Annotated in this window: 26 protein-coding genes and 1 other RNA gene; 17 read left to right on the top strand and 10 right to left on the bottom strand. The window is 75.2% G+C overall.

The features are described from left to right. The first annotated feature begins 2 nt into the window (after window positions 1-2). The 5 genes from K1Y72_RS20550 to K1Y72_RS20530 are packed head-to-tail and all read left to right on the top strand — an operon-like array spanning window position 3 to window position 5,631. A complete protein-coding gene (locus K1Y72_RS20550; RefSeq protein WP_220168022.1) occupies window positions 3-704 on the top strand; it encodes an alpha/beta fold hydrolase in 702 nt (233 codons plus the stop codon). Continuing rightward, window positions 697-1,566, top strand: a complete 870-nt coding sequence (locus K1Y72_RS20545; protein WP_220168021.1) for an alpha/beta fold hydrolase — start codon at window positions 697-699, stop codon at window positions 1,564-1,566. Before K1Y72_RS20550 ends, K1Y72_RS20545 begins: the two co-directional genes overlap by 8 nt. Further along, a complete protein-coding gene (locus tag K1Y72_RS20540; RefSeq protein ID WP_220168020.1) occupies window positions 1,563-2,825 on the top strand; it encodes a glycosyltransferase in 1,263 nt (420 codons plus the stop codon). The genes K1Y72_RS20545 and K1Y72_RS20540 overlap by 4 nt, the downstream gene beginning before the upstream one ends. Beyond that, window positions 2,822-4,648, top strand: a complete 1,827-nt coding sequence (locus K1Y72_RS20535; protein ID WP_220168019.1) for a class I SAM-dependent methyltransferase — start codon at window positions 2,822-2,824, stop codon at window positions 4,646-4,648. Before K1Y72_RS20540 ends, K1Y72_RS20535 begins: the two co-directional genes overlap by 4 nt. Next, window positions 4,645-5,631 carry a hypothetical protein gene (locus K1Y72_RS20530; RefSeq protein WP_220168018.1) on the top strand — a complete coding sequence of 329 codons (987 nt, stop codon included), beginning with the start codon at window positions 4,645-4,647 and terminating at the stop codon, window positions 5,629-5,631. The genes K1Y72_RS20535 and K1Y72_RS20530 overlap by 4 nt, the downstream gene beginning before the upstream one ends. A gap of 5 nt (window positions 5,632-5,636) precedes the next feature. Here K1Y72_RS20530 and K1Y72_RS20525 read toward each other — a convergent pair whose 3' ends face one another. From K1Y72_RS20525 to K1Y72_RS20515, 3 genes are all read right to left on the bottom strand, one after another. Further along, complete coding sequence (locus K1Y72_RS20525) at window positions 5,637-5,984, bottom strand: hypothetical protein (protein WP_308287161.1); 348 nt, start codon at window positions 5,982-5,984, stop codon at window positions 5,637-5,639. A gap of 70 nt (window positions 5,985-6,054) precedes the next feature. Further along, window positions 6,055-6,408: a DUF6191 domain-containing protein gene (locus K1Y72_RS37255; RefSeq protein WP_220168016.1), complete on the bottom strand. Its 354-nt coding sequence runs from the start codon at window positions 6,406-6,408 to the stop codon at window positions 6,055-6,057. A 46-nt stretch (window positions 6,409-6,454) separates the two neighbouring features. Beyond that, window positions 6,455-6,925 (bottom strand): pyridoxamine 5'-phosphate oxidase family protein, encoded by a 471-nt coding sequence (locus K1Y72_RS20515; protein ID WP_258573036.1) that lies wholly within the window; start codon window positions 6,923-6,925, stop codon window positions 6,455-6,457. Between the two features lie 144 nt (window positions 6,926-7,069). Between K1Y72_RS20515 and K1Y72_RS20510 the strand changes: the two genes are divergently transcribed. From K1Y72_RS20510 to K1Y72_RS20495, 4 genes are all read left to right on the top strand, one after another. Further along, window positions 7,070-7,885: a Nif3-like dinuclear metal center hexameric protein gene (locus K1Y72_RS20510; RefSeq protein ID WP_220168015.1), complete on the top strand. Its 816-nt coding sequence runs from the start codon at window positions 7,070-7,072 to the stop codon at window positions 7,883-7,885. After that, window positions 7,882-8,625, top strand: a complete 744-nt coding sequence (locus K1Y72_RS20505; protein ID WP_220168014.1) for a zinc ribbon domain-containing protein — start codon at window positions 7,882-7,884, stop codon at window positions 8,623-8,625. The genes K1Y72_RS20510 and K1Y72_RS20505 overlap by 4 nt, the downstream gene beginning before the upstream one ends. Before the next feature lie 31 nt (window positions 8,626-8,656). Next, a complete protein-coding gene (locus K1Y72_RS20500; RefSeq protein WP_220168013.1) occupies window positions 8,657-9,757 on the top strand; it encodes a bifunctional RNase H/acid phosphatase in 1,101 nt (366 codons plus the stop codon). 74 nt (window positions 9,758-9,831) lie between these two features. Next, entirely contained in the window at window positions 9,832-11,175 is a 1,344-nt protein-coding gene (locus K1Y72_RS20495) for a TrpB-like pyridoxal phosphate-dependent enzyme (RefSeq protein WP_220168012.1), read from the top strand. Here the strand turns inward: K1Y72_RS20495 and K1Y72_RS20490 are convergent. Then, on the bottom strand, window positions 11,161-11,709 hold the full coding sequence (locus K1Y72_RS20490; protein ID WP_220168011.1) for a dihydrofolate reductase family protein: 549 nt from the start codon (window positions 11,707-11,709) through the stop codon (window positions 11,161-11,163). The genes K1Y72_RS20495 and K1Y72_RS20490 overlap by 15 nt on opposite strands. Window positions 11,710-11,807: 98 nt before the next feature. Here K1Y72_RS20490 and rnpB point away from each other — a divergent pair. Then, window positions 11,808-12,197, top strand: an RNA gene (gene rnpB, locus K1Y72_RS20485) — RNase P RNA component class A. Between the two features lie 13 nt (window positions 12,198-12,210). Here rnpB and K1Y72_RS20480 read toward each other — a convergent pair. Then, a complete protein-coding gene (locus tag K1Y72_RS20480) occupies window positions 12,211-12,483 on the bottom strand; it encodes a hypothetical protein (protein ID WP_220168010.1) in 273 nt (90 codons plus the stop codon). 263 nt (window positions 12,484-12,746) lie between these two features. Here K1Y72_RS20480 and K1Y72_RS20475 point away from each other — a divergent pair, with 263 nt between their 5' ends. Beyond that, window positions 12,747-14,033, top strand: coding sequence for an NsdA family TPR-like regulatory protein (locus K1Y72_RS20475; protein ID WP_220168009.1), 1,287 nt, complete (start codon window positions 12,747-12,749; stop codon window positions 14,031-14,033). Here K1Y72_RS20475 and K1Y72_RS20470 read toward each other — a convergent pair. Together K1Y72_RS20470 and K1Y72_RS20465 are read right to left on the bottom strand one after the other, a co-directional pair. Next, complete coding sequence (locus K1Y72_RS20470) at window positions 14,016-14,408, bottom strand: hypothetical protein (RefSeq protein ID WP_220168008.1); 393 nt, start codon at window positions 14,406-14,408, stop codon at window positions 14,016-14,018. The genes K1Y72_RS20475 and K1Y72_RS20470 overlap by 18 nt on opposite strands. Before the next feature lie 117 nt (window positions 14,409-14,525). Beyond that, window positions 14,526-15,176, bottom strand: a complete 651-nt coding sequence (locus tag K1Y72_RS20465) for an MOSC domain-containing protein (protein ID WP_220168007.1) — start codon at window positions 15,174-15,176, stop codon at window positions 14,526-14,528. A 289-nt stretch (window positions 15,177-15,465) separates the two neighbouring features. Between K1Y72_RS20465 and K1Y72_RS20460 the strand changes: the two genes are divergently transcribed. Next, window positions 15,466-16,047: an RICIN domain-containing protein gene (locus K1Y72_RS20460; protein ID WP_220168006.1), complete on the top strand. Its 582-nt coding sequence runs from the start codon at window positions 15,466-15,468 to the stop codon at window positions 16,045-16,047. A 55-nt stretch (window positions 16,048-16,102) separates the two neighbouring features. On the opposite strand, the gene K1Y72_RS20455 is transcribed toward K1Y72_RS20460, so the two are convergent. Both K1Y72_RS20455 and K1Y72_RS20450 read right to left on the bottom strand, forming a co-directional pair. Beyond that, a complete protein-coding gene (locus K1Y72_RS20455) occupies window positions 16,103-16,834 on the bottom strand; it encodes a hypothetical protein (protein WP_220168005.1) in 732 nt (243 codons plus the stop codon). Continuing rightward, a complete protein-coding gene (locus K1Y72_RS20450) occupies window positions 16,831-17,316 on the bottom strand; it encodes a sigma-70 family RNA polymerase sigma factor (protein ID WP_258573104.1) in 486 nt (161 codons plus the stop codon). The genes K1Y72_RS20455 and K1Y72_RS20450 overlap by 4 nt, the downstream gene beginning before the upstream one ends. Window positions 17,317-17,500: 184 nt before the next feature. Between K1Y72_RS20450 and K1Y72_RS20445 the strand changes: the two genes are divergently transcribed. Together K1Y72_RS20445 and K1Y72_RS20440 are read left to right on the top strand one after the other, a co-directional pair. Then, window positions 17,501-18,232, top strand: a complete 732-nt coding sequence (locus tag K1Y72_RS20445; protein WP_220168003.1) for a DUF7873 family protein — start codon at window positions 17,501-17,503, stop codon at window positions 18,230-18,232. A 494-nt stretch (window positions 18,233-18,726) separates the two neighbouring features. Continuing rightward, on the top strand, window positions 18,727-19,149 hold the full coding sequence (locus K1Y72_RS20440; RefSeq protein WP_220168002.1) for a hypothetical protein: 423 nt from the start codon (window positions 18,727-18,729) through the stop codon (window positions 19,147-19,149). Between the two features lie 7 nt (window positions 19,150-19,156). Here the strand turns inward: K1Y72_RS20440 and K1Y72_RS20435 are convergent, their stop codons facing one another. Then, window positions 19,157-19,744, bottom strand: coding sequence for a hypothetical protein (locus K1Y72_RS20435; protein ID WP_220168001.1), 588 nt, complete (start codon window positions 19,742-19,744; stop codon window positions 19,157-19,159). A 101-nt stretch (window positions 19,745-19,845) separates the two neighbouring features. Between K1Y72_RS20435 and K1Y72_RS20430 the strand changes: the two genes are divergently transcribed. From K1Y72_RS20430 to K1Y72_RS20420, 3 genes are all read left to right on the top strand, one after another. Next, a complete protein-coding gene (locus K1Y72_RS20430; RefSeq protein ID WP_220168000.1) occupies window positions 19,846-20,370 on the top strand; it encodes a hypothetical protein in 525 nt (174 codons plus the stop codon). Window positions 20,371-20,509: 139 nt separating this feature from the next. Next, the gene (locus tag K1Y72_RS20425) at window positions 20,510-21,706 is read left to right on the top strand and encodes a PucR family transcriptional regulator (RefSeq protein WP_220167999.1); all 1,197 of its coding nucleotides are present in this window, start codon (window positions 20,510-20,512) and stop codon (window positions 21,704-21,706) included. Window positions 21,707-21,918: 212 nt separating this feature from the next. After that, on the top strand, window positions 21,919-22,143 hold the full coding sequence (locus K1Y72_RS20420; RefSeq protein ID WP_220167998.1) for a hypothetical protein: 225 nt from the start codon (window positions 21,919-21,921) through the stop codon (window positions 22,141-22,143). The last annotated feature ends 84 nt before the right edge of the window (window positions 22,144-22,227 follow it).

Here is a 22,227-nt window from a genome sequence, read left to right as displayed (position 1 = left end):
CGGTGGCTCTCGTCTGCGCCCGGGGGGTGCGGTTCAACGTCGTGGACCTCGGGCGCCCCGCCGCGCCCGGCGGGCCCGCGCCGCTGGTGATGCTGCACGGCCTGTTCACCGGCAGCGCCGCGTCCTGGTTCTTCACCGTCGCGCCCGCCCTCGCCCGCGCCCGCCCCGTGCGGCTGCTGGACTGGCGCGGGCACGGCCTGAGCGAGCGGACGCCCGGCGGCTACGACGCGGCCACCCTGGCCGCCGACCTCGCCGCGCTCACCGCCGACCTGCCGCCGTTCGCGGTCGCCGGGCACAGCCACGGCGCGACCGTCGCGGTCCGCTTCGCCCGCACCGCCCCCGGACGCGTCACCCGGCTCGTCCTGGTCGACCCGCCGTTCGCCGACGTGCCCGCGGCCGACGCCGTCGCCGCCGCGGGCCGGCTCACGCCGCGCGCGACGGCGCTGCTGGAGCGCACCAGCGTCCTCGCCGACCTCGCCGCCGAGCCCGCCGTCACCGAGGGCGACCTGCGCGGCCTCGGCGGCCTGCCGGTGCTCGCGGCCGTCGGCACCGGCTCGCCCTACCGGCCCGCCGCGCGCCTCGTCTCGCGGGCGCTGCCCGCCGCCCGGGTGCACGAGCTGGCCGGCGGCCACGACCTGCACGTCGCCGCGCGGGCCCGGCTGACGCCCCTGATCGCCGACTTCCTGGAGGAGGCCCATGCCTGAGGTGACCGCGCGCGGCACCCGGTTCCACGTGCAGACGATGGAACCCGCCGGCGCCGCCGCCGACCCGCCGGGCGGCGCGCCCGTGGTGGTGCCCGTGGTGGTGTTCGTCCACGGCCTGGTCGTGGACGACCTGTCCAGCTTCTACTACACGCTGGCCGGCCCGGTCGCCGCCGCGGGCGCCCGCGCCGTCCTCTACGACCTGCGCGGCCACGGCCGCTCGCAGCGCACCGCCACCGGCTACGGCGCCGCCGAGGCCGTCGCCGACCTGTTCGCCCTGCTGGACGTCCTCGGCGAGCGGCGCGTGCACCTGGTGGCCAACAGCTTCGGCGGCGTCGTGGCGCTGAACGCCGCGCTCGCCCGGCCCGACCGGATCGCCGGGCTGGTGCTGATCGAGGCCTACGGCCCGGCCGAACGGAGCGGTGAGTGGACCGAGGCCCTGCTGAACACCCTGGGCAAGTCCGGCCTCGTCCTGGAGTACGAGCGGCTCGCCGACCAGCTCCTCGCGATCGGCTGGCGGCGGGGCGGCCGGAAGGCCGCCACCGCCGACGCCCTGATCAACGGGACGAGCCTGCTGGCCGACCTGGCCGCGCTGGACCCGGTGCCGCCCGCGGCGCTCGCGTCCCTGCCCTGTCCCGTGCTCGCCATCTACGGCGAGCACTCCGACGTCGCGGAGGCGGGCGCGCTGCTGGCGCGCACCGTCCCCGACTGCACCCTGCACGTCATGGCGGGTCACGCGCACACCGTGCTGCGCGAGGGCACCGCCGAACTCCTGGAGGTCATGTTGCCCTGGCTGGCCCACCACGCCGGCACCGCCGTGCCCGTCGCGACCGCTACCGCTGCCCCCTCGGGGGTTCGGTCATGAGGGGCCGCCGCGTCAAGGTCCCCTCGCTGCTCGGCGACATGCCGGCCTCCCTGGGGGGCGGCGCCCTGTCGCTGCGCGGCGAGGACACCGGCCGCCGCCGGTTCCTGTTCGTCGTCCCGCCGCTCGTCGGGCACATCAACCCGACGGTGGCGCTCGCCGCCGAGCTCACCTCGCGCGGCCACCGCGTCGCCTGGGCCGGGCACCGCGAGACGCTGGAGCCGCTGCTGCGGCCCGGCTCGCGCATCTACCCCGCCGAGGACCCCGAGCTCACCGCCAAGCTCCAGGACGCCCGCCGCGAGTGGCTCGGGCTGCGCGGCCCGGCCGCGCTGAAGTTCCTGTGGGAGGAGTTCATCGTCCCGCTCGGGCACGCCATGATGCCCGGCGTCGAGGCGGCGATCGACCGGTTCCGCCCCGACGCGATCATCTGCGACCAGCAGGCGCTCGCCGGGCCCGTCGCGGCCCGCCTGAACGACGTCCCGTGGGTCACCTCGGCGACGACCTCCGCCGAGTTCACCCGGCCCCTGGCGGCGATGCCGCTGGTGGAGGAGTGGGTGCGCGAGCAGATCGGCGACTTCCAGCTCGACTACGAGATCGAGGACCTGCTCGACCTGCGCTTCTCCGACCACCTGGTCCTGGTGTTCTCCACCGCCGCGCTGATGGGCGACACCTCGTTCTTCCCCGACCACTTCGCGTTCATCGGCCCGGCGCTCGGCCGCCCCGCCGCGGGCGCCGCCGCCGACTTCCCGTGGGAGTGGCTGGACGGCAAGCGCCCCGCGGTGCTGGTGTCGCTCGGCACCGTCAACGGCGAGGCGGGGGAGCGGTTCTTCCGGGTCGCCGCCGAGGCCGTCGCCGACCTGGACGTGCAGGCGGTGTTCGTCGCGCCCGAGGGCGTCCTGCCCGACCCGCCGGACAACATCCTGGTGCGGCCGCACGTCCCGCAGCTGAAGGTGCTGGAGCGCATGTCGGCGGTCGTCACCCACGGCGGCCACAACACCGTCTGCGAGTCCCTCGCGCACGGCCTGCCGCTCGTCGTCGCGCCGATCCGCGACGACCAGCCGATCATCGCCCGGCAGGTGGAGGGCGCCGGCGCCGGCCTCACCGTCCGGTTCGCGCGCGCGTCGGCGGGCGAGCTCGCCGAGGCGCTGTTCGAGGTGCTCACCGAGGACTCCTTCACCGAGGCCGCCGAGCGGGTGCGGGCCTCGTTCGCCGCCGCCGGCGGCGCCGCCGAGGCCGCCGACCGGCTGGAGAAGCTGACGTGATCTGGTCCCTGCTGGTCGCGGCCGGGGTGTCCGCGCACGCCCTCCACCTGCGCGGGCGCCTCGCCCCGCTGGCGCGCGTCGGCGCGGCGCCCGGGGACGCGGCCGGCGGGGACGCCGGACCGGGCGGGCCGCCGGACGGCCCCGCCTACGGCATGCTCGCGGCGCCGGGCGCGATGCTGCCCGGCGCCGTCCGCGCCGCCGCCCTCGACCACGCCCGCCGCCACGACCTCCAGGTCCTCGACCTCGTCCCGGCCGACCTCGCGGTCCGGCGCGCCCTGGACCTGGCCGCGGCCACCGACCCGCGCCGCTACCGGGCCGACCCGCTCGGCGCCGGGCCCGGCGCCGGGTTCGTGACGCTCGTCCGCACCGACCTGCTGGCCCGCGCCGGGCAGCCCGCCGCGTCCCTGGACCCCGGCGCGCACGCCGCCGCCACCGCCCGGCTCCGCCGGTACGCGGCCCGCGCCGACATCGCCGTCGTGCCCGGCCGGACCGCGCCCGGCGAGCCCGCCTGCCGGGGCCGCCGGGCCCGGCTGCGCGGCCAGGGCGCCGACCCGCACCTGGCCGTCGCGGGCTCGGCCGCCGCCTACGCGGCGGTCGCGTCCGCCGCCGTCCTCGACCCCTGGTGGGGCCTCGCCGCCGTCGCCGCCTACTGCGCCGCCCCCTACCTCGCGCTCGCCGGCGGCCCGCTGCGGCCCCGCGACCTGCACCGCACCGCGCTGCTGCGCCCGCTGCTCGCCCCGCGGACGTGGCGGGCGACGCTCGCCGACCGGCCGACGGCCTGGGAGCGGGCCCGCGACGCCGAGCGCGAGGAGGCCCGCGCCTTCTACCGGGAGGAGCTCGCCGGACCCGGCCGCTTCCTGGAGCCGCGCCGCCCCGACTGCCCCTGGTGCGGGTCGCGGTCCCTGTCCCGGCACGTCACCAGCGGCGACATCGTCCAGGGCAAGCCCGGCCGGTTCACCCTGGAGCGCTGCCGCGACTGCCGCCACATCTTCCAGAACCCCCGCCTCAGCGCGGAGGGCCTCGCCTTCTACTACCGCGACGCCTACGACGGGCTCGGCGCCGCCACCGCCGAGCGCCTCTTCGCGTCCCAGACCCGCTCCTACCGGGGGCGCGCCGCGCTCGCCGCCGCGCACGCCGCGCCCCGCGCCTGGCTGGACGTCGGCGCCGGGCACGGCCACTTCTGCCGCGCGGCCGCCGCCGTCCTGCCGGGCACCGCCTTCGACGGCCTGGACCTCGGCGCCGGCGTCGAGGAGGGCGCCCGCCGCGGCTGGCTGCGCCGCGCCCACCGGGGCCGGTTCACCGAGCTGCCCGACGACCTCGCCGGCCGCTACGACCTCGTCAGCATGCACCACTACCTGGAGCACACCCCCGACCCGCAGGCCGAGCTGGACGCCGCCGCCAAGATCCTGCCGGCCGGCGGGCACCTGCTGCTGGAGCTGCCCGACCCCGAGTCGATGCCGGCCCGGCTGCTCGGCCGCCGCTGGATCGGCTGGCTGCAGCCCCAGCACCTGCACATGATCCCGCTGCGGAACCTGGAGGAGGCCCTCGCCGCGCGCGGCCTCCGCGTCGTCGCGCGCGAGCGCCGCGCCGCGCACCAGCGCCTCGACGCCGTCTGCGCGGTCGCGATCGTCCTGGACGCGCTCGCCCCGCCGCCCGACCGCCCCTGGGCGCCGCCCCGGCGCGGCGCGCACCTGCGCCGCGCGCTCGCCGCGACCGCCGCCGCGCCGCTGTTCCTCGCCGCGTGGGCGGCCGACCGGTTCGCCCTGCCGCTCCTGCCGGGCGGCAACGCCTACCGGGTGCTCGCCCGCAAGGACGAGGGGTGATCGGCGTGGAGGGCGCCGGCCTCGCGGGCGCCCCGTCGGAGGTCCCCGAGCTGCGGCTCACCGCGCACATGTACGAGCGGGTGCACGGCGCCGCGCCCGCCGCCGTCCGCCGGGTGCACGGCGGCCTCACCCTGCTCGGCGGCCCCGGCGCGGCCCTCGCCCTCGCGCTGCCGTGGGGCGTCGTCGTGGCGGCCGGGGCGTCCCCCGACGGCGGCGCCGCGCTGTACTCGATGAACCGCCACACCGACGCCTTCGCCGCCGGGCACGGCGGGCTGCCCGCCGCGCTCGCCGCCGGGACCGTCCCGCCGTGGGCGGCGCCCGCGGTCGCGGCGCTGCTCGCGCACGCCGACCCCGCCCCGGGCGCCCGCCTCGTCGTCAACCGCGAGCTGCCCGCCGAGATGGCGCTGCTGACCGGCGCCGAGACCGCCTGCGCGGTGTCGCTGGTGCTCGGCGACCTGCACGGGCCGCCGTCCCGCCCGCCCGGCGCCCGCCACGAGCCGTCCCGCGATCCCGCCTACGCGGCCGCGCTGCACGCCCGCGACCGGCACGCCGTGCTCGTCGAGGACGGCGCGGGGGGCGAGGGCGGCGAGGGCGGCGAGGTCCGGCACCTGCCGTGCGACCTCGCCGCCGCCGGGCTGCGCCTGCTGATCATGGACGTGGCCGGCGGGGGCGACCCGGCGCCGCCGGACGGCGCGGCGCCCGAGCTCGTGCGGCGCGGCGCCGCCGCGCTGCGCACCGGCAACCTCGACGAGCTCGGCCCGCTGCTCACCGAGGCCCACACCGACCTCGGGACGCCGCTGGACACCGCGCTCGCCGCCGCCCGCGCCGCGGGCGCCCTCGGCGGCCGCGCCCTCGGCCGCTGCGGCGTCGCGCTCGTCCCGATGGCCGCCGTCCCGGCCGTCCGCGCCGAGGTGACGGCACGCCTGGCGGGCCGCATCCGCCGCCCGCCCCGCTTCCTCACCGCGGTCCCGGCGGGCGTCTGACGGGCTCAGGCGCGCAGCGCGTCCTCGACGAGCTCGACGGCGTGCAGGAGCTCGACGAGGCGGGCGCCCTCGTGGCGGTAGGTCTCCAGGACGGCGTCGATGCCGTGCGGCGGGACGAGGCCGGCGAGCTCGACGCGCGCCGACCGGAAGCCCGTCCGGGCCGCCTCCACCGAGGCGTTCACGTGGTGGCGCGCCATCCGCGCCAGCGCCGGGGGATAGCGGCGCAGCACCCCGTACCGGCGGTACTCGGGCGGCAGGAGCTCCAGCAGCCAGGCGAGCGCGGTCTCCTCGAAGCGGTCGGCGCCCGGCGGGTGGACCTGCGGCGGCCAGCCGGGCGGCACGTGGATGCTCACCGCACCAGAATAGCCCCGCATTCGAACCCGTGTTCGATCGCGGGGCGTCCGGGAACGGTCAGGGCGGCCGTCAGGACGGGGACGGGTCCTGGCCGCCGCGGCGGATGCGGATCCGCCCCGAGTCCAGGTTGTCGCGGCCGGTCCCGGCGCCGCCGGCGACCTCGTGGTCGTCCTCGCGGCGCGTCTGCTGGGCCTGCTGCTCCTCCATCTTGATCTTCTTGGAGCCCTCGAAGGCCGAGGCGAGGTCCTCGAACATGCCGCCGCCGAACCCGGCGCCGGTCTCGCCGTCACCGCGGATGGCGCCCATCAGGGACGTCTTGCCGGTCCCCTCGTGGGGCCACTCCACGACCTCCTGCTCGACGGGCTTCCGCTTGACGGGCTTGGCGCCCTTGACACGCTTGCGGCGGCGAAAGGGTGACTTCACACACTCTCCAACGCGAACAGACTGCTTTTCGATCCCGCCGGGTCCGTCACTCGCCGAACGTCCAGCGGGTGGGCGAGCCGGTGAACTCCCCCTGCTTCAGTCCGAATGCCCGCTGCGGCCGCACCGCTACCGTCGCGTTCACCGCGGGATCCAGGAAATCCACACCATAGCCGGTGCCGTACTTGGCGTTGACCATGTCGATGAAGCGCTGCAAGGCCGCCGGTTCGGTGACCAGCTCGGCCCGCCCCTCCAGCACCACCGGCCGCTCGGCGTCCTCGGTCGTGACCGTCACCTCGGGCTTGGCGACCAGGTTGCGGACCTTGCGGGACGGCAGGCTGCTGGAGAACCAGAACCGCTCGTCGCCCCACACCCCCCACACCGGCATGACGTGCGGGCGGCCGTCGGGGTACACCGTCGCGAGCCAGAAGTTGCGCGACAGCCCCATCTGCTCCTCGGCCCACTTCCACGGCAGGAGCCCGCCCCCCTCCGCGGGATCGAGCGTTCCGTATCCGGGCATGTACGGTCGGGTCGCGGTCGGCTCGGACATCATCCCTCTCCCCTTCTTACGCCTGCGCCCCTCTATCGTCGCAGACGGCGCGCGCCCGTTCGCGTACGGTGCGGATGACTCGGCCCGCCCCCTCCGGAGCGGTAGCCTGCGCACGTGCGCCTTTCCCAAGTCATCGACGTCCTGGAAGCCCTCTACCCGCCGGAGACGGCCGAGGACTGGGACGCCGTCGGACTGGTCTGCGGCGACCCCGACCAGGAGGTCCGGCGCGTCCTGCTGGCCGTCGACCCGCTCGCCGCGGTGGTGCAGGAGGCCGTCGAGTGGGACGCCGACCTCATCGTGACGCACCACCCGCTGCTGCTGCGCGGGGTGCACGGCGTGGCCGCCACCACCCCGAAGGGCCGCACGGTGCACCGCCTGATCACCAACGCGACGTCCCTCTACACCGCCCACACCAACGCCGACGTGGCGAACCCGGGCGTCTCCGACGCGCTCGCCCGCGCCGTCGGCCTGACCGGCGAGCTGCGGCCGCTCGCGCCGTCCCGCGCGGACCCGCGCCGCGGCCTCGGCCGCGTCGGCGAGCTGCCCGAGCCGGTCACGCTGCGGGAGTTCACCGCGCGGGCCGCCGCCGGGCTGCCCGCCACCGCCGGCGGCGTGCGCGCCGCCGGCGACCCGGACCGCCGGGTCGCGACCGTCGCGGTCTGCGGCGGCGCCGGGGACGCGCTGCTGGACGACGCCCGCCGCGCCGGCGCGGACGTCTACCTCACCGCCGACCTGCGCCACCATCCCGCCACCGAGTTCGCCGAGCTCCAGGGCCCCGCCCTGGTGGACGCCGCGCACTGGGCGACCGAGTGGCCCTGGCTGGCCGACGCGGAGCGGCACCTGCACGCCGGCGCGACCGGCAAACTGGAGACCCGGGTGTCCACGGTCGTCACCGACCCCTGGCGCCTGCACGACGAAGGAGACAAGTGAAAGCCGCACCGCACGCCCAGCTCCGCCTGATCGACCTCCAGGAGATCGACAGCTCGCTGGACCGGCTCGCGCACCGCCGCCGCACGCTGCCCGAGCTCGCCGAGATCGACCGGCTCACCGCCCGCGCCGCCGAGCTGCGCGACGCCGTCGTGGCGGCCGAGACCGAGCTCGGCGACCTGGACCGCGAGCAGCGCAAGGCCGAGCAGGACGTCGACCAGGTCCGCACCCGCGCCGACCGCGACCAGAAGCGCCTGGACTCGGGCCAGGTGACCTCCGCCAAGGACCTGGCCGGCCTCCAGGCCGAGATCGTCTCGCTGCAGCGCCGCCAGGGCGACCTGGAGGACGTCGTGCTGGAGATCATGGAGCGGCGGGAGGCGGCCGACGGCCGCGCGTCCGCGCTCCGCGACGAGCGCGCCGCCGCCGAGCGCGAGCTCGGCGCGCTGACCGAGCGCCGCGACGCCGTCCAGAAGGAGATCGACGAGGAGTCCGGCACCACCGGCACGGCCCGCACCGCCGTCGCCAAGGACGTCCCGGACGACCTGCTCGCCCTCTACGAGAAGCTGCGCGGCCAGTTCGGCGGCGTCGGCGCCGCCGTCCTCCACCGCGGCTCCTGCCAGGGCTGCCGCCTCGCCCTCAACACCGCCGACCTCAACCGCATCCGCGCGGCCGCCGACGACGACGTGGTGCGCTGCGAGGAGTGCCGCCGCATCCTCGTCCGCACCCCCGAGTCGGGCCTGTGACGGAGTCCCGCCGCCGAGCGGAGGCGAGGCAATGAGCACGTTTGTCGTGGAGGCGGACGGCGGGTCGCGGGGGAACCCGGGGCCCGCCGGGTACGGCGCGCTCGTCCGCGACGCCGCGTCCGGCGGGGTGCTCGCCGAGACCGCCGAGGCCATCGGGCACGCCACCAACAACGTCGCCGAGTACCGGGGCCTCATCGCCGGTCTGGCCGCCGCCGCGTCCCTGGACCCGGCCGCCGAGGTGCTGGTCCGGATGGACTCCAAGCTCGTCGTCGAGCAGATGTCGGGCCGCTGGAAGATCAAGCACGCGGACATGGTGCCGCTCGCCGCCCGCGCCCGCGAGATCGCCGCCGGGCTCGGCTCCGTCGCCTACGAGTGGATCCCGCGCGCGGAGAACGCCGCCGCCGACCGCCTCGCCAACGAGGCGATGGACGCCGCCGCGCGCGGCGAGCAGTGGACGGCGTCGGCGTCGGCGGTCGCCGACCCGGCCGAGTCGGCGACGCCCGCCTGGTCCCTCGCCGCGTCCGAGCCGCTCACCACCGTCCTGCTGCGGCACGGCGAGACGCCCCTGTCGGCCGAGAAGCGCTTCGCGGGCCTCGGCGACCACCCCCTCACCGACCGCGGCGTCGCGCAGGCCCGCGCGGCCGCCGCCGCCCTCGACGGGCGCGGCGTCCAGGCGATCGTGTCCTCGCCGCTGTCGCGCTGCCGCGCCACCGCCGCCGAGGCCGCCGCCGTCACCGGCCTGCCCGTCCGGGTCGAGGAGGACTTCCGCGAGACCGACTTCGGCGCCTGGGAGGGCCTCACCTTCGCCGAGGCGTCCGCCAAGGACCCCGACGCGCTGAAGGACTGGCTGGCGTCCCCGGCCCTCGCCCCGCCCGGCGGGGAGAGCTTCGAGGCCGTCGCCCGCCGCGTCCGCCGCGGCCTGGACCGGCTCCGCGAGCGGCACCCGGGCGAGACGGTCCTCGTCGTCTCCCACGTGACGCCGATCAAGCTGCTGGTGAAGGAGGCGCTCGGCGCGCCGCTGAAGGCGCTGTACCGGATGCACCTGGACGTCGCGTCGCTGTCCACCGTCGCCTGGTACGCCGACGGGCCGGCGTCGCTGCGGTCCTTCAACGACACCCACCACCTGGGCTGACCGCTTCCGGCCCTTCCCGCGGCACCCCTCCTCGGTTACTCTGCGTAGAGCGAACGTCACCGAGGAGGCCCGCCGTGGCGAACCGGTTCCCGCTCGACGCGTCGCGGCTCCCGCGGCGCTGGTACAACGTCGTCCCCGACCTCCCGGCGCCGCCCCCGCCGCCGCTGGACCCCGCCACCCGCGCGCCGCTGGACCCCGCCGCCCTGGAACCGCTGTTCCCGCCCGACCTGATCACCCAGGAGACGTCGACCGACCGCTACGTCGACATCCCCGAGGCCGTCCGCGAGATCTACCGGCTCTGGCGCCCGACGCCCCTGCTGCGCGCCCGCCGCCTGGAGCGCGCCCTCGGCACCCCGGCCCGCATCTACGTCAAGTACGAGGGCGGCTCGCCGTCGGGCTCGCACAAGCCGAACACCGCCGTCCCGCAGGCGTACTACAACGCCCGCCTCGGCGTCCGCCGCCTCACCACCGAGACCGGCGCCGGCCAGTGGGGGAGCGCCCTGGCGTTCGCCGCCGCCCAGTTCGACCTCGCCTGCGAGGTCTGGATGGTGCGCTCCTCCTACGACCAGAAGCCGTACCGGCGGTCGATGATGGAGCTGTTCGGCGCCACCGTCCACCCCAGCCCGTCCCCGGCGACCCGCGCGGGCGCCGCCGTCCTCGCCGCCGACCCGTCGTCGCCGGGGTCGCTCGGCATCGCCATCAGCGAGGCCGTCGAAGCGGCCGCGGCGCCCGGCACCCGCTACGCGGTCGGCAGCGTCCTGAACCACGTGCTGCTGCACCAGACCGTCATCGGGGAGGAGGCCCTGGAGCAGCTCACGATGGCGGGGGAGACGCCCGACCTCGTCGTCGGCTGCACGGGCGGCGGCTCCAACTTCGCGGGCCTCGCCCTGCCGTTCCTCCGCGAGAAGATGGCGGGCACGATGTCCCCGGCGTTCCTGGCCGCCGAACCGGCCGCCTGCCCGTCCCTCACCCGCGGCCGCTACGCCTACGACCACGGCGACGCCGCCGGCCTCACCCCGCTGTTCAAGATGCACACCCTCGGCCGCGGCCTCGTCCCCGACCCCATCCACGCCGGCGGCCTCCGCTACCACGGCATGGCGCCGCTCCTGTCGCACCTGTACGAGCTCGGCCTGTTCACCGCCGTCGCCCTCCCGCAGCGCGCCTGCTTCGACGCCGGCGTCCTGTTCGCCCGCACCGAGGGCATCGTCCCGGCCCCCGAACCCACCCACGCCCTGGCCGCCACCGTCACCGAGGCCCGCCGCTGCGCCGAGACGGGCGAACCGAAGGTCATCCTCACCGCCCTCTGCGGCCACGGCCACCTCGACCTGGCCGCCTACGACGCCCACCTGTCCGGCCGCCTCCAGGACCGCCCCCTCCCCGAACCCGACCTCCGCGCGGCCCTCTCACACCTCCCGTGAGTACCGCAGCAGCGTGACGCGCCCGTCGAACACCCGCGCCTCCTCCAGCCGCAGCCCGACCCGCCCGTCCACCGGCAGCACCCGCCGCCCGCCGCCGAGCACGACCGGATGCACCATCACCAGGAACTCGTCGACGAGCCCGGCGTCCGCGAGCGCCCCCGCCAGGCCCGCGCCGCCGTTGAGCAGGACGTCCCCTTCCTCCTTGAGCTTTCGCACGCCTTCGGGGCCGTCCAGCACCCGCGTGTTCCAGCCCGCCGTCTCAAGCGTCCGGGACACGACGGCCTTGGGCTTGCTCCGCCACACCGGCGCGTACCGCAGGTCATGCGGATGATCCGAGACCTCCTCGGCCTTGGGCCAGTAGGAGGACATCACCTCCCACACCTTCCGCCCGTACAGCAACGTCCGCACCCGCCCGTCGAGCTCCGCCCCGTAATCCGACAGCTCAGGCCCCATCTCCGCCCAGTCGAACACCCCTCCGGGCCCCTCCACGAACCCATCGACCGACACATGCACGTGGTAGATCAGCTTCCCCACAACACCCTCCGCTCTCTCGTCACACTTGGTCGGAGCCACCACCCCGCCCTCGACACCTCCCACACCCCGTTTTCCCGATATCCTGTCCCCACGGCGGACGAGCCGGCCGGACGGCCGCGTCGGGGCATCGCCCCGTCGAGGAAAGTCCGGGCTCCACAGGGCAGGGTGGTCGGTAACGCCGACCCGGGGCGACCCGCGGGACAGTGCCACAGAGAGCAGACCGCCACCGGGCCTCGGCCCGGCGGTAAGGGTGAAAGGGTGAGGTAAGAGCTCACCAGCGCCCACGGCGACGTGGGCGGCTAGGTAAACCCCACCCGGAGCAAGGTCAAGAAGGAGAACGGAACCGTTCTCCGCGCAGGCGTTCGAGGGCGGCTCGCCCGAGCCTGCGGGTAGACCGCTGGAGGCCGTCGGCAACGGCGGCCCGAGATGGATGGCCGTCACCCGTCGCAAGACGGGCACAGAACCCGGCTTACAGGCCGACTCGTCCGCCCCGCACTCCCTTCATCCGCGAGCCCGCCGCAGGAACTCCCACGGTGCGGCGAGCGCCTCGGCGACGAGTTCCGCCGCTCGCTCCGGCTCGCTCACGGGAGCGAGCATCACACCCAGCGACGACCAGTACCAGAGCCCGTGCCCATCGCATCCGGGCAGCGCGCTGATGTGGTCACCGACGACCGGTGTGTCGGGCGTTCGGACGCGGAGGGTCGGCGGCTCGCGGAAGATGATCGTGGGTCCGTAGCGCATGCCGAGGTGGGACGCGAGCATCAGCAAGGCCATGAGCTGAACCCTTCGCTCTGGGTCCTTCAGGGCGTCGAAGGGCGCATCCTCACTCACCGCAGCCCCCGCGCCCGCATGGTGCGCTCGGCGAGCCGCTCCGGTGATGGCGCGTCGATGGAGATCACGCAGCTTGCTCCTGTCGTGATGCGGTGGCGATCCGGTCACGGCCAGTGAACTGCCGGCTGATGCTGAAGGCGAGAGGGCAGGATGGGGGCAGATGGGATGACCGGGCGTCACCCCTTCCGGTGAGAGGTGCATGCGACATGTCCACCGATCGACGAGCTGTCGGCGCGCGCCTGCGCGCGCTGCGCGAGGCGCCGCCCCGGTGGTCGCGGGCTGAGATGTCCCGGCTTCTGCGAGCCGCCGCCGATCCTCGCGACCGCGCGGCCATGCCGCATGTCGAGACGCTCACAGGCATGATCAAGGCTTGGGAGCGCGGCGACCACCTGCCCGGCCCTCGGTACCGCCCGCTCTACGCCCGCGTTCACCAGCGGCCCGAAAGCGACCTGTTCCCGGCGCCAGCCGCGCCCGCACTGATCCCGACGACTGCGGACGACACCGTGGAGGCGCTGGATCTCGCCCGCCGTGTTGCGGCCAGCGATGTCGGCGGTGACACCTTGACCGCTCTGGAAGCGGCGGTGGACGATCTCGCGTCCGCCTATCCCACGTCTGATCCCGGTCACCTGCTCGGCCGTATCCGGCGGCACCTGCACTATGTCGACGGCCTTCTGGACGCTCGCATGACCCTTGCCGAGCGGCGCCGCCTCATCGCCGTCGGCGGCTGGCTGTCGCTGCTGGCCGCGACATGCCACATCGACCTTCACCAGCGAGCCCCTGCCGCCGCGCGCCTGCGCAGCGCGGCAGCGCTGGCCTGGCACGCCGAGCATTCCGAGATCGCTGCCTGGTGCTTGGAGACCGAGGCGTGGCAGGCGCTCACCGAGGGGAACCACCGGCGCGCCCTGGACCTGTCGCGGGCCGCCCGGCAGGCCGCGCCTCGCGGGAGTTCGGCGTTCATCCAGGCGACCGCCCAGGAGGGTCGTGCCTGGGCGCGCCTCGGCGACGCCGACGAGACGCGCCGGTCCCTCACCCGTGTCGAGCGACTCGTCGCACCTCTGGCGACACCGGATCGACCCGAACACCACTACCGGTACGACCCGGCCAAGAGTGACGCCTACACCGCCACCACGCTCGCGTGGATCGGCGATGCCGCCGCCGAGCCGTACGCCCGCGCGGTGCTCGGCCGTCTGGAGGGCGGCGAGCACGGCCCGCCCCGCCCGCGCCGCGCGGCTTCGGCGCGTTTGGACCTGTCACTCGCCCTGCTCGCCGCCGACCGGCCGGACGAGGCCGCGCACACCGCCCTGGAAGCGATCACCTCAGGCCGGCTCGTCCCGTCGAACCACTGGCGCGCCCGTGAGGTGCTCACCGCTGTGAAGGCCCGCCAGGTCCCCGAGGCCGCCACACTCAGCGAAGCCCTCCACGATCTGTGCAACCCGCCCAACAAACAGGATGTTGCTGGGTCGGGTGTAGCGGGTTCAGCGCTGGATTCGTAGGGACCAAGTGGTGGTGGGGGCGGCGGATACGTGCAGCGTCAAGTTGTGGGGCCCGGTGAGGTCGATGCGGTTGAGGGTGGAGTCGATCCGCTCGGTACTGCAAGGGATGTCGAGGGCGGCGAGCGGCGGTAGGGAGATCTTGACGGTGCCGGTGCCCTGGCAGGAAGTGGCGAGCCAGAGGGGGCCTCGGCGAGCGCTGAAGGGGGCGGTGTAGCCGTTGCCGTTGTGGGGGCCGTCGGTGAGGACGGTCGTCAGGTCCGGTTCGGGTTCGGGGGCGCCGGTGAGGTGGGCGGTTGGGGGTGGGGTCGCCTGAGGGCGTGCGGTGGGGTGCTCGTGAGAGCAGGCCGTCAGCGTGATCGTGAGGATCGCTGACATCGCGACGGCGGCACTTGTGGGGGACTGCGTCATGGCGGGGATCTGCTTCCGGGGCCGTCGCCGCGAGGCGGCGTGTGAGGGGACGCCGGAACAGTAACGGGCATGAATCGGGCGGCGCTAATCGGTGAGGCGTTTGTGGATGCGGGCCTTGATGTCGGCGGGGAGGGCGTCGGCGGTCAGGAGGCGGGGGAGGAGGTCGGGTTCGCGGGTGAGGGCGCGGAAGGCCAGGGCGACGGTGACGTCGTGGTCGGGGCGGTGGAGGATCTCGACGGGGTCGCCGGCGCTGATCGCGCCTTCGGCGATGACGCGGAAGTAGGGGCCGGGCTTGGCGGCCTCGGTGAAGCGGGCGATCCAACCCCGGCGGTCGAGCCGGCCCTGGAAGGTGCTGCACGGGACGCGGACGGCGGACACCTCCAGGACGACGTCCGCGCCGACGCGCCAGCGTTCGCCGATGAGGGCCGCGTTGACGTCGATGCCGTGGGTCGTGAGGTTCTCGCCGAAGACGCCGTTGCGGAGAGGGACGCCCAGCTCGGTCTCCCAGACGTCGAGGTCCTCGCGGGCGTAGGCGTAGACGGCCTGGTCGGCGCCACCGTGGTGGGCGACGTCGTAGGCGCGGTCGCCGGCGAGGCCCATCTCGCCCGTGCCCTTCGGGCCGGGGACGGTGACCGGGACGGGGCCGTCCGCGGGGTGCTTGTCGATGCCCGTGAGGGACGCCGTCCGCCAGGGGTTGTCGCGCGGCTTGCCGATGTTGACCGAGAGCAGCTTCACGCTGCGACGTTACCGTTACCGCTGGTTCTTGGCGACGCCGATTCCGCTATTCGGCGTGGCCGGAAAGGGGTGGGGGCGGGACCTGAGTCCCGAGGAGGGCAGGAAAGGAGAAGGGACGTGGATCCCTGCGGGTCGGGACGAGGGAGCGGTTAGCGTCGGGGCGCCAAGTGATCGGCGCTGGATCGGGCGCGGGAAACGGGTTCCGCCATTGGGGAATGGCTGGAGTTTCTTGCGGGATGTAGCGCATGACCAGGAACGGGGAAAGCGGGAAATGAACAGAACGGGGACTGTGGAGTGGAGGCGGGCGCTGCTCGCCCTGCTCGTGGGCGTGCTCGCGGTCGCGGTGGGGCTCGGGGGACGCCCCGCGTTCGCCGACGGGGGCGACGGCGATCCGGGGCAGAAGGTGCGGCTGAGCGGGGCGAACCCGTTCGCGGCGCAGGGTGGCGAGCGGGCGCTCGGGTTCCTGGTGAACTCCGCCAGCGGCAAGTGCCTCGACCATTCCGACAATGGCAAGGGCCTCTACGCCTACGTGTTCGCGTGCAATCTGTACGCCAACAACCAGCTCTGGAAATGGGAGTGCGTGAACAGCGCGTGCGACGTGTACCGCGTCCGCAACCTGACGAGCAACAAGTGCCTGGACCAGTCCGACTGGGGACGGGGACTGTACGCCTACGTCTATGACTGCAATGGTGCGACCAACCAGAACTGGTACCTGTACTCCTACCCGGCGATCGGCTCGATCTCCATCGTGAACCAGGCCAGCGACAAGTGCCTGGACCATTCCGACGCCGGCAAGGGCCTCTACGCGTACGTGTTCGCGTGCAACCACTCCGCGCAGCAGCTCTGGAAGGAAGAGCCCCTCATGAGCTGACGCCGCGAGCGCCCCCGGCCGACGGTCCGGCCGGGGGTCGCGGCGTGCGGGTGTGTCAGCGGGGCGAGCGCGGCGGGGCCTGGGTGGTGCAGGTCAGGGGCCCCGTGGCCGGGATGAGGCGCTCGACCGAGCCGGGACGGCCCCCGGTGACGGCGAGCTGTGCGGGCGTGAGGTAGCCGATGAACAGGCGGCGGCCCGGCGGCAGCTTGGTGCGGTCGAAGACGAAGGTGACGCGGTCCCCGCCGGCCTTGCTCGCGCCGCCGGGGCCCAGGGCGTCCTTGCTCACGGTGCCGCCGCCCGTGTTCCCGCCGCTCTTGCCGCCGCCCCCGTCCCGCTGGCCCATCATGACCGGGCGGACGCCGGGGCCGACGCCGTGCGGGTCCAGGGGCGCGGCCTCGCCCGCGCCGTGGCAGAACACGCCCTCCTTGATCAGGACGGGGAAGCCGGCCCGCCGCAGGGCGGCCTCCAGGCCCGCGTGGTCGCGGAAGTAGCGGTCCTTGTCCCAGGTGACCTGGATGGTGCCGTCGGCGCGGGCGTCCAGGGTGAAGGCGGCCTCCTGGACGTGCAGGGTGGTCGGGGCGGGCGGCGCCGTGGACGGGTGGGAGAGCAGCGGGACGGCGATCCCGGCGGCGACGGTGGCCGCCGCCGCCACGCTGCCGGTCGCCGTGATCGCCCGCCGGGTGCGGCGGCGCGCCCGCCCGGCCGCCATGATCTGTTCGGCGGGGGTGCGCAGGGTGACGCCGTCCAGGGAGTTCCTGAGGGCGTCCAGGACGTCGGTGTCGGTCATCGTCCGGCCTCCGGGTCGGTGAGGAGAAGGTGGCCGCGCAGGGTCGCGACGGCCCGGGAGAGGTGGGCGGTGACCGTGCCGGGCGAGACGCCCATGGCCGCGGCGGTCGCCCGGGTGTCCAGATCGAGGAAGACCCGGTAGGCGATCACCTCCCGCTGCCGCTGCGGCAGGCCGCGCAGCAGCGCGAGCAGGGCGGGGTCCAGGCCGCCGCCGTCGGCGGGGGACGGCGCCGGGGCCGCCTCGCCCGCGTCGAACGGGACCTCGCGGCGGCGCCGCCGCCACCACGACACCCGCGTGTTCAGCGCGGTCCGCACCACCCAGGCGGCGGGCGAGGGGTGCCGGCGCACCGACGGCCAGGCCGCGTACGCCCGCGTGAACGCCTCGGCGACCAGGTCCTCGGCGAGCTGCCGGTCGCCGACGCCCGCGAGCACCGCCCGCAGGCAGGCGTCCCGGCCGTCTTCGTAGAACTCCTGGAACTCCATCTGCTTCACACCCCCTTCACGCCTGGGCGGGCCGATCCGCTTACCCGATCCGAAGATTTCTTGCGGGCCGACCGGAGTCCACCCCCGCGGGGCGGCCTTTTCGCGGCGCCGGAAAATGGCGTGCGGGCGCTCCGGGAAAAGCGTTACGTTCCTTTCGGTTCCAGGACGGAGAGGGGGAGCGGAGATGGCCAGGATCAACCAGATCATCGCGGTGGAGAAGGGTGCCAAGTCGCGGGCGCAGCGCGAGCTGGGCGAGGTGCAGCAGGTGCTGGCGAAGCCGGCGCTGCTGTCGGGCATCGCGCGGACCTACCGGCCGAAGGACGAGGAGGGCGAGCGGCTGCCGCCCGAGTCGACCCGCGTGCAGGTGAAGGCCGAGGACGTGCTGCGCGACGCCGCCCGCTCCCTCGTCCGGCTGTTCGACGTGGTCGCCACCAAGGAGTGGGCGAACTGCGACGCGCGCGCCGACGTGGTCGTGGACGGGCGGGCCGTGCTCGCGCAGGTGCCGGTCACCTACCTGCTGTTCCTGGAGAAGCAGCTCGCCGAGGTGCAGCAGCTCATCGGCCGGCTGCCGGTGCTGGACGCCGCCGAGACCTGGACCTACGACGAGGGCCAGGACGTGTGGCGCACCGACCCGGTGGCGACCGCGCGGACCAAGAAGATCCCGCGCGCGCACGTGCTGTACGAGGCGACCGACAAGCACCCGGCGCAGGTGGAGACCTACACCGAGGACGTCATCGTCGGCACCTGGACCCGGGTGGCCTTCTCCGGCGCGCTGCCCGCGCGGCGGGTGAACGAGCTGCGGGACCGCGTCGAGCGGCTCCAGGCGGCGGTGAAGTTCGCCCGCGAGGAGGCCAACGGCGCCGAGGCGCAGGACCGGCAGGCCGGCGCCGCGGTGTTCGGCTACCTGTTCGCCTAGCCGGCCGGGCGTCCCCCGAGGACGCCCGGCCGCACCAGACTCCCCCGCCGGAGCGCGGGGGTGCGCCCGGAAGGGCGCGGAAGCTGAGGATGAGGCTCAGTCTGAATTGCCGGTGTCAGTGGGGGTTCGAATCCCCTCCCGGGCATTTCGCGTCCGGGTGGCCCAATGCGGAAGAGGCGGCCGGTGTGAAGCTCAGGCTATCGCTCCAGAATCAGCATCGCCGTTCGCGCCGTGTAATTCGCGGTGGTGGGAGATTCACTGAGATGCCAGTTCGATTCTGGCCGGACGCTCCGCATGCGTCCGTGGCTCAATGGGAGAGCGCGGTGAGCTGACGTCTGACCTGCCGTCGCGGGACCGGCGAACGCAGAGGAACGGCTCAAGCGGGCCCCGGGGTATGGGTAGACCCCGGGGCCCACCGCCGTTCCGGGCAGGGTTCGCGCAGGTGGGCGGAGGGAAGGGGGATCCCGACCCGACCGTCTCACCTGTGAGCGACCATGAGATTCCTCGCCCGACCGCACCAGCTTCCCGTCCGGATCGCCACCGGCGCGTTCATCCTGAACTCCGGCCTCGCCAAGGCCAGGGCCGACAAGGAGACCGCGCAGGGCGTGCACGGGATGGCGAGCGGCACCTACCCGTTCCTCGGCTCCCAGGACCCCGAGCGGTTCACCGCGCTGCTGTCCAAGGCCGAGATCGCCATCGGCGCGGCGCTGCTCGTGCCGTTCGTGCCGTCGCTCGCGGCGGGCGCCGCGCTCACCGGTTTCGCGGGGGGCCTGCTCGGCCTCTACCTGAAGACGCCCGGGATGCGCCAGGAGGGCAGCCTGCGCCCGACGCAGCAGGGCATCCCGCTGGCCAAGGACGTCTGGATGCTCGGCGCGGGCCTCGGCCTCGTCGCCGAAGAGCTCGGCCGCCGCGACTAGGGCCGGGTCACCTGAGGAAGTCGGCGGCGGCGCGCGCCAGCTCGGCCTCGTCCAGGACGTAGCCGCCCGCCGAGGGCGCCGACACCGAGCGCCCGATCCAGGTGCCGTTGGCGTAGGCGGCCTCCAGCGCGACGCGGGTCGGATGCGGTTCGCGGAGCGGGGGAGTGAGGCGGGACAGGTCCGGTGCGGGCTCGCCGCGCCGCCAGAGGACGGCCGGCGCGTGCTCGTCCCAGGCGTCCACGACGCCCGCCTCCAGCGCGAGCGGCGGCGCCGTCGGCAGGAGCGGGGCCCCGCCGGGCAGCCGCCAGAAGGCGCGGGCGAAGCCGAGGGTGGTGCCGTCCAGGGCGGCGCAGAGGGCGCGGACGAACCGCTCGCGGTCGGGCGCGGCGAGGGCGGTGAACCGGACGCCGAGGAACAGGTCCTCGGTGAAGAACACCTCCAGCGCCACGTCGCCGGGGTGCGCCGCGAGCCAGGCGGCCGTCCGGGCGTCCGGGCCGGCCGGCGGCACCGGGAGGGCGTCCTGCCAGGCGCCGTCCGCGGCGAGCTGGACGCGCGAGGGCGCGAGCGCCGACCAGGGCCGCCGGTCGATCAGCATGCCGGTCTCCTCCAGGGGTTGCCGCGAAGCGCGGGCGCCCGCCGCCCGTGCCGCCTACGGTACGGGTACGTGCCCTGACCGACCGTATCCGGGAGGCCGCCATGCCCTCGCCCCTCGCGCCCGAGGACGCTCCGCTCGGCGACGTGGGGACGGCGATGCTGCTCGTGGACGCCCAGCTCCGCCGGGTCCGCGCCGGCGCGCCGCCGCGCGAGATCGACGACCGGGCGCTGCGCGCGTTCGACGCCCGCGGCGCCCGCGACGTGCTGGACGGCGCCTGCACGCTGATCTTCGTGTTCGTGCAGTGGCTGCGGCACGCCCACGGGAGCGGCCGGCAGGGCGTGCTGGCGGAGGTCGTCCCGCCGGTGGTGCGGGCGCTGCGGGCGCTGCCGGGCAGCGTCCGCGCCGAGGGCGTCCCGACGATGGCGGCGATGATGACCGCGGCGGCGCTGGACCAGAGCCCCACGCTGTGGCGGCGCCACTACGGCCCGTGGACCGCCGAGGAGATCACCGCGCTGGAGATCACCGCGTTCCTGCTCGCCGACCGCGTCAACGCGCTGGCCGGCGACGCCGAGGCCGCCACCCGTTTGGTCACCGAACTGCTGACGGAACGGCCCGTCGGGCCCTGAGGGCGCGGGGTTTGTGCCCTTCCTGACAAACGCCGCCGGGATTTTTTGAACGGGCGAGACTACTGCCCAGTAACGTCGCGGCCGATCCTGGAGGACACTGTGTCAGGCGTCACTCGCAGATCACTGACAGGAGGGCGGCATGGCTTCGAGCACGACCTCGGACCTCCCGATGTCGGGCGTCCCCGCCGCGGCGGTCCGCCCGCTGCGGCCGCAGGTGGAGGCGACCGCGTCGGAGATGGTGTCGGAGATCCAGGCGCTCGTCCCCGAGTACGCGCGGCCCGCCGAGAGCCCCTACGGGCGGCGCATGCACTGGGCCGTCGAGCAGACCGTCCGCACCTTCGTCGACGCCTTCGGGCAGACCGAGGTCGCCTGGGACGGCGTCACCGGCATCTACACCGAGATCGGCGCCTACGAGGCCCGGCAGGGCCGCAGCCTGGACGGGCTGCAGACCGCGATCCGGGTGAGCGGCCAGGTCGCCTGCCGCCGCTTCATCAAGGACGCCCGCCGGCTGGAGTGGTCGCTGCCGACCCTCGGCGCCGTCACCGAGACGCTGTTCGTCTTCCTGGAGCGCATCGCGAGCGCCGCGGGCCAGGGCTACGCCGACGCCCGCGGCGAGCTCGCCGGCGAGCGCGAGCGCTACCGGTGGCGGCTGCGCGACCTGATGATCGCCGACCCGCCGGCCAGCGTCCAGGCGATCGAGGAGCTCGCCCGCAACGCCCGCTGGGACCTGCCGCGCACCCTCGCGATCGTCGCGGTGCGGCCCGGCCCGGACGGCGACCTGCCGGTGCTGCCGCCCGACCTGCTCGCCGACTGGCACGCCGCCGACCCGTACGTGATCTGGCCCGACCCCGACGGCCCCGGGCAGGAGCGGCGCGTGCACGCGCTGCTCGGCGACCTCACCGCCGCGATCGGGCCGACGGTCGAGCCGAACCGCGGCGCGGTGTCGTTCCGCTGGGCCCGCCGCGGCCTCGCGCTCGCCGAGCGCGGCCTGCTGCCGCCCAAGGGGCCGCTGCGCTGCCTGGACCACCTGCCGAGCCTCGCCGCCGTCGGCAGCGAGGAACTGATCGTCGCGGGGCTCGGCGGCCGCCTCGCGCCGCTGATGGAGCTGCCCCCGCACCGGCGCGAGCCGCTCGCCCGCACCCTGCTCACCTACATCGAGAACCGCGACAACGCCGTCGCGACCGCCGAGCGGCTGCTCGTGCACGAGCAGACCGTCCGGTACCGGGTGCGGCGCCTGGAGGAGCTCCTCGGGTCGGTCATGTACGACCCCGAGCACCGGATCGAGCTGCTCCTGCTGCTGCACTACTGGGTGCGGCTGGGCGGCTCCGCGGCCTGACGGCGCCCGCCCGCGCCGTCCGCGCTCCGACGTGCGCGGACGCGAGGATCCGCGGCCGCCCGGCCCTGCGGCACGCAACTCTCCGGAATCCGGTCATACGACACAAAGGTCTTGCGGTCGCGCGCCTACCTTCACTGGTACGGCCGGTCGCAAGGGGAGACCGGCGGTGGTGGCGGGACGCCCGCTCGGCCGTCCCGCGGAGAGGAGCGCAAGTGATCATCGTGGTTCTCGCGGGGGTCGCGCTCGTGACCGTGTCCGTCGTCCTGCTCGCCGTCCTGCTCGCCGACTTCGCGCGGGCCAGCCGGCGCGACTCGATCTTCCTGCCGCCGGACTCCTCCGGCACCCGCCGCGCCCGCCGGGTCACCGGCATGTACACCCGCGGCTCCGACCTCGACCCCGGTCCCGACGCCGACGACGATCGCCTGGTCAGCCACTGACCCGTCGGCGGCGGGCGGGGCGCCCGCCGCACGGGAAAGGGCCGCCCCCTCCGAGAAGGGGACGGCCCTCGAACGCGTGGGACC

The sequence above is a fragment of the Actinomadura parmotrematis genome, assembly GCF_019458805.1.
Taxonomy (GTDB): domain Bacteria; phylum Actinomycetota; class Actinomycetes; order Streptosporangiales; family Streptosporangiaceae; genus Spirillospora; species Spirillospora parmotrematis.
The sequence above is the reverse complement of the archived record's forward strand: the minus strand, read 5'-3'. Positions and strand labels throughout refer to the sequence as shown.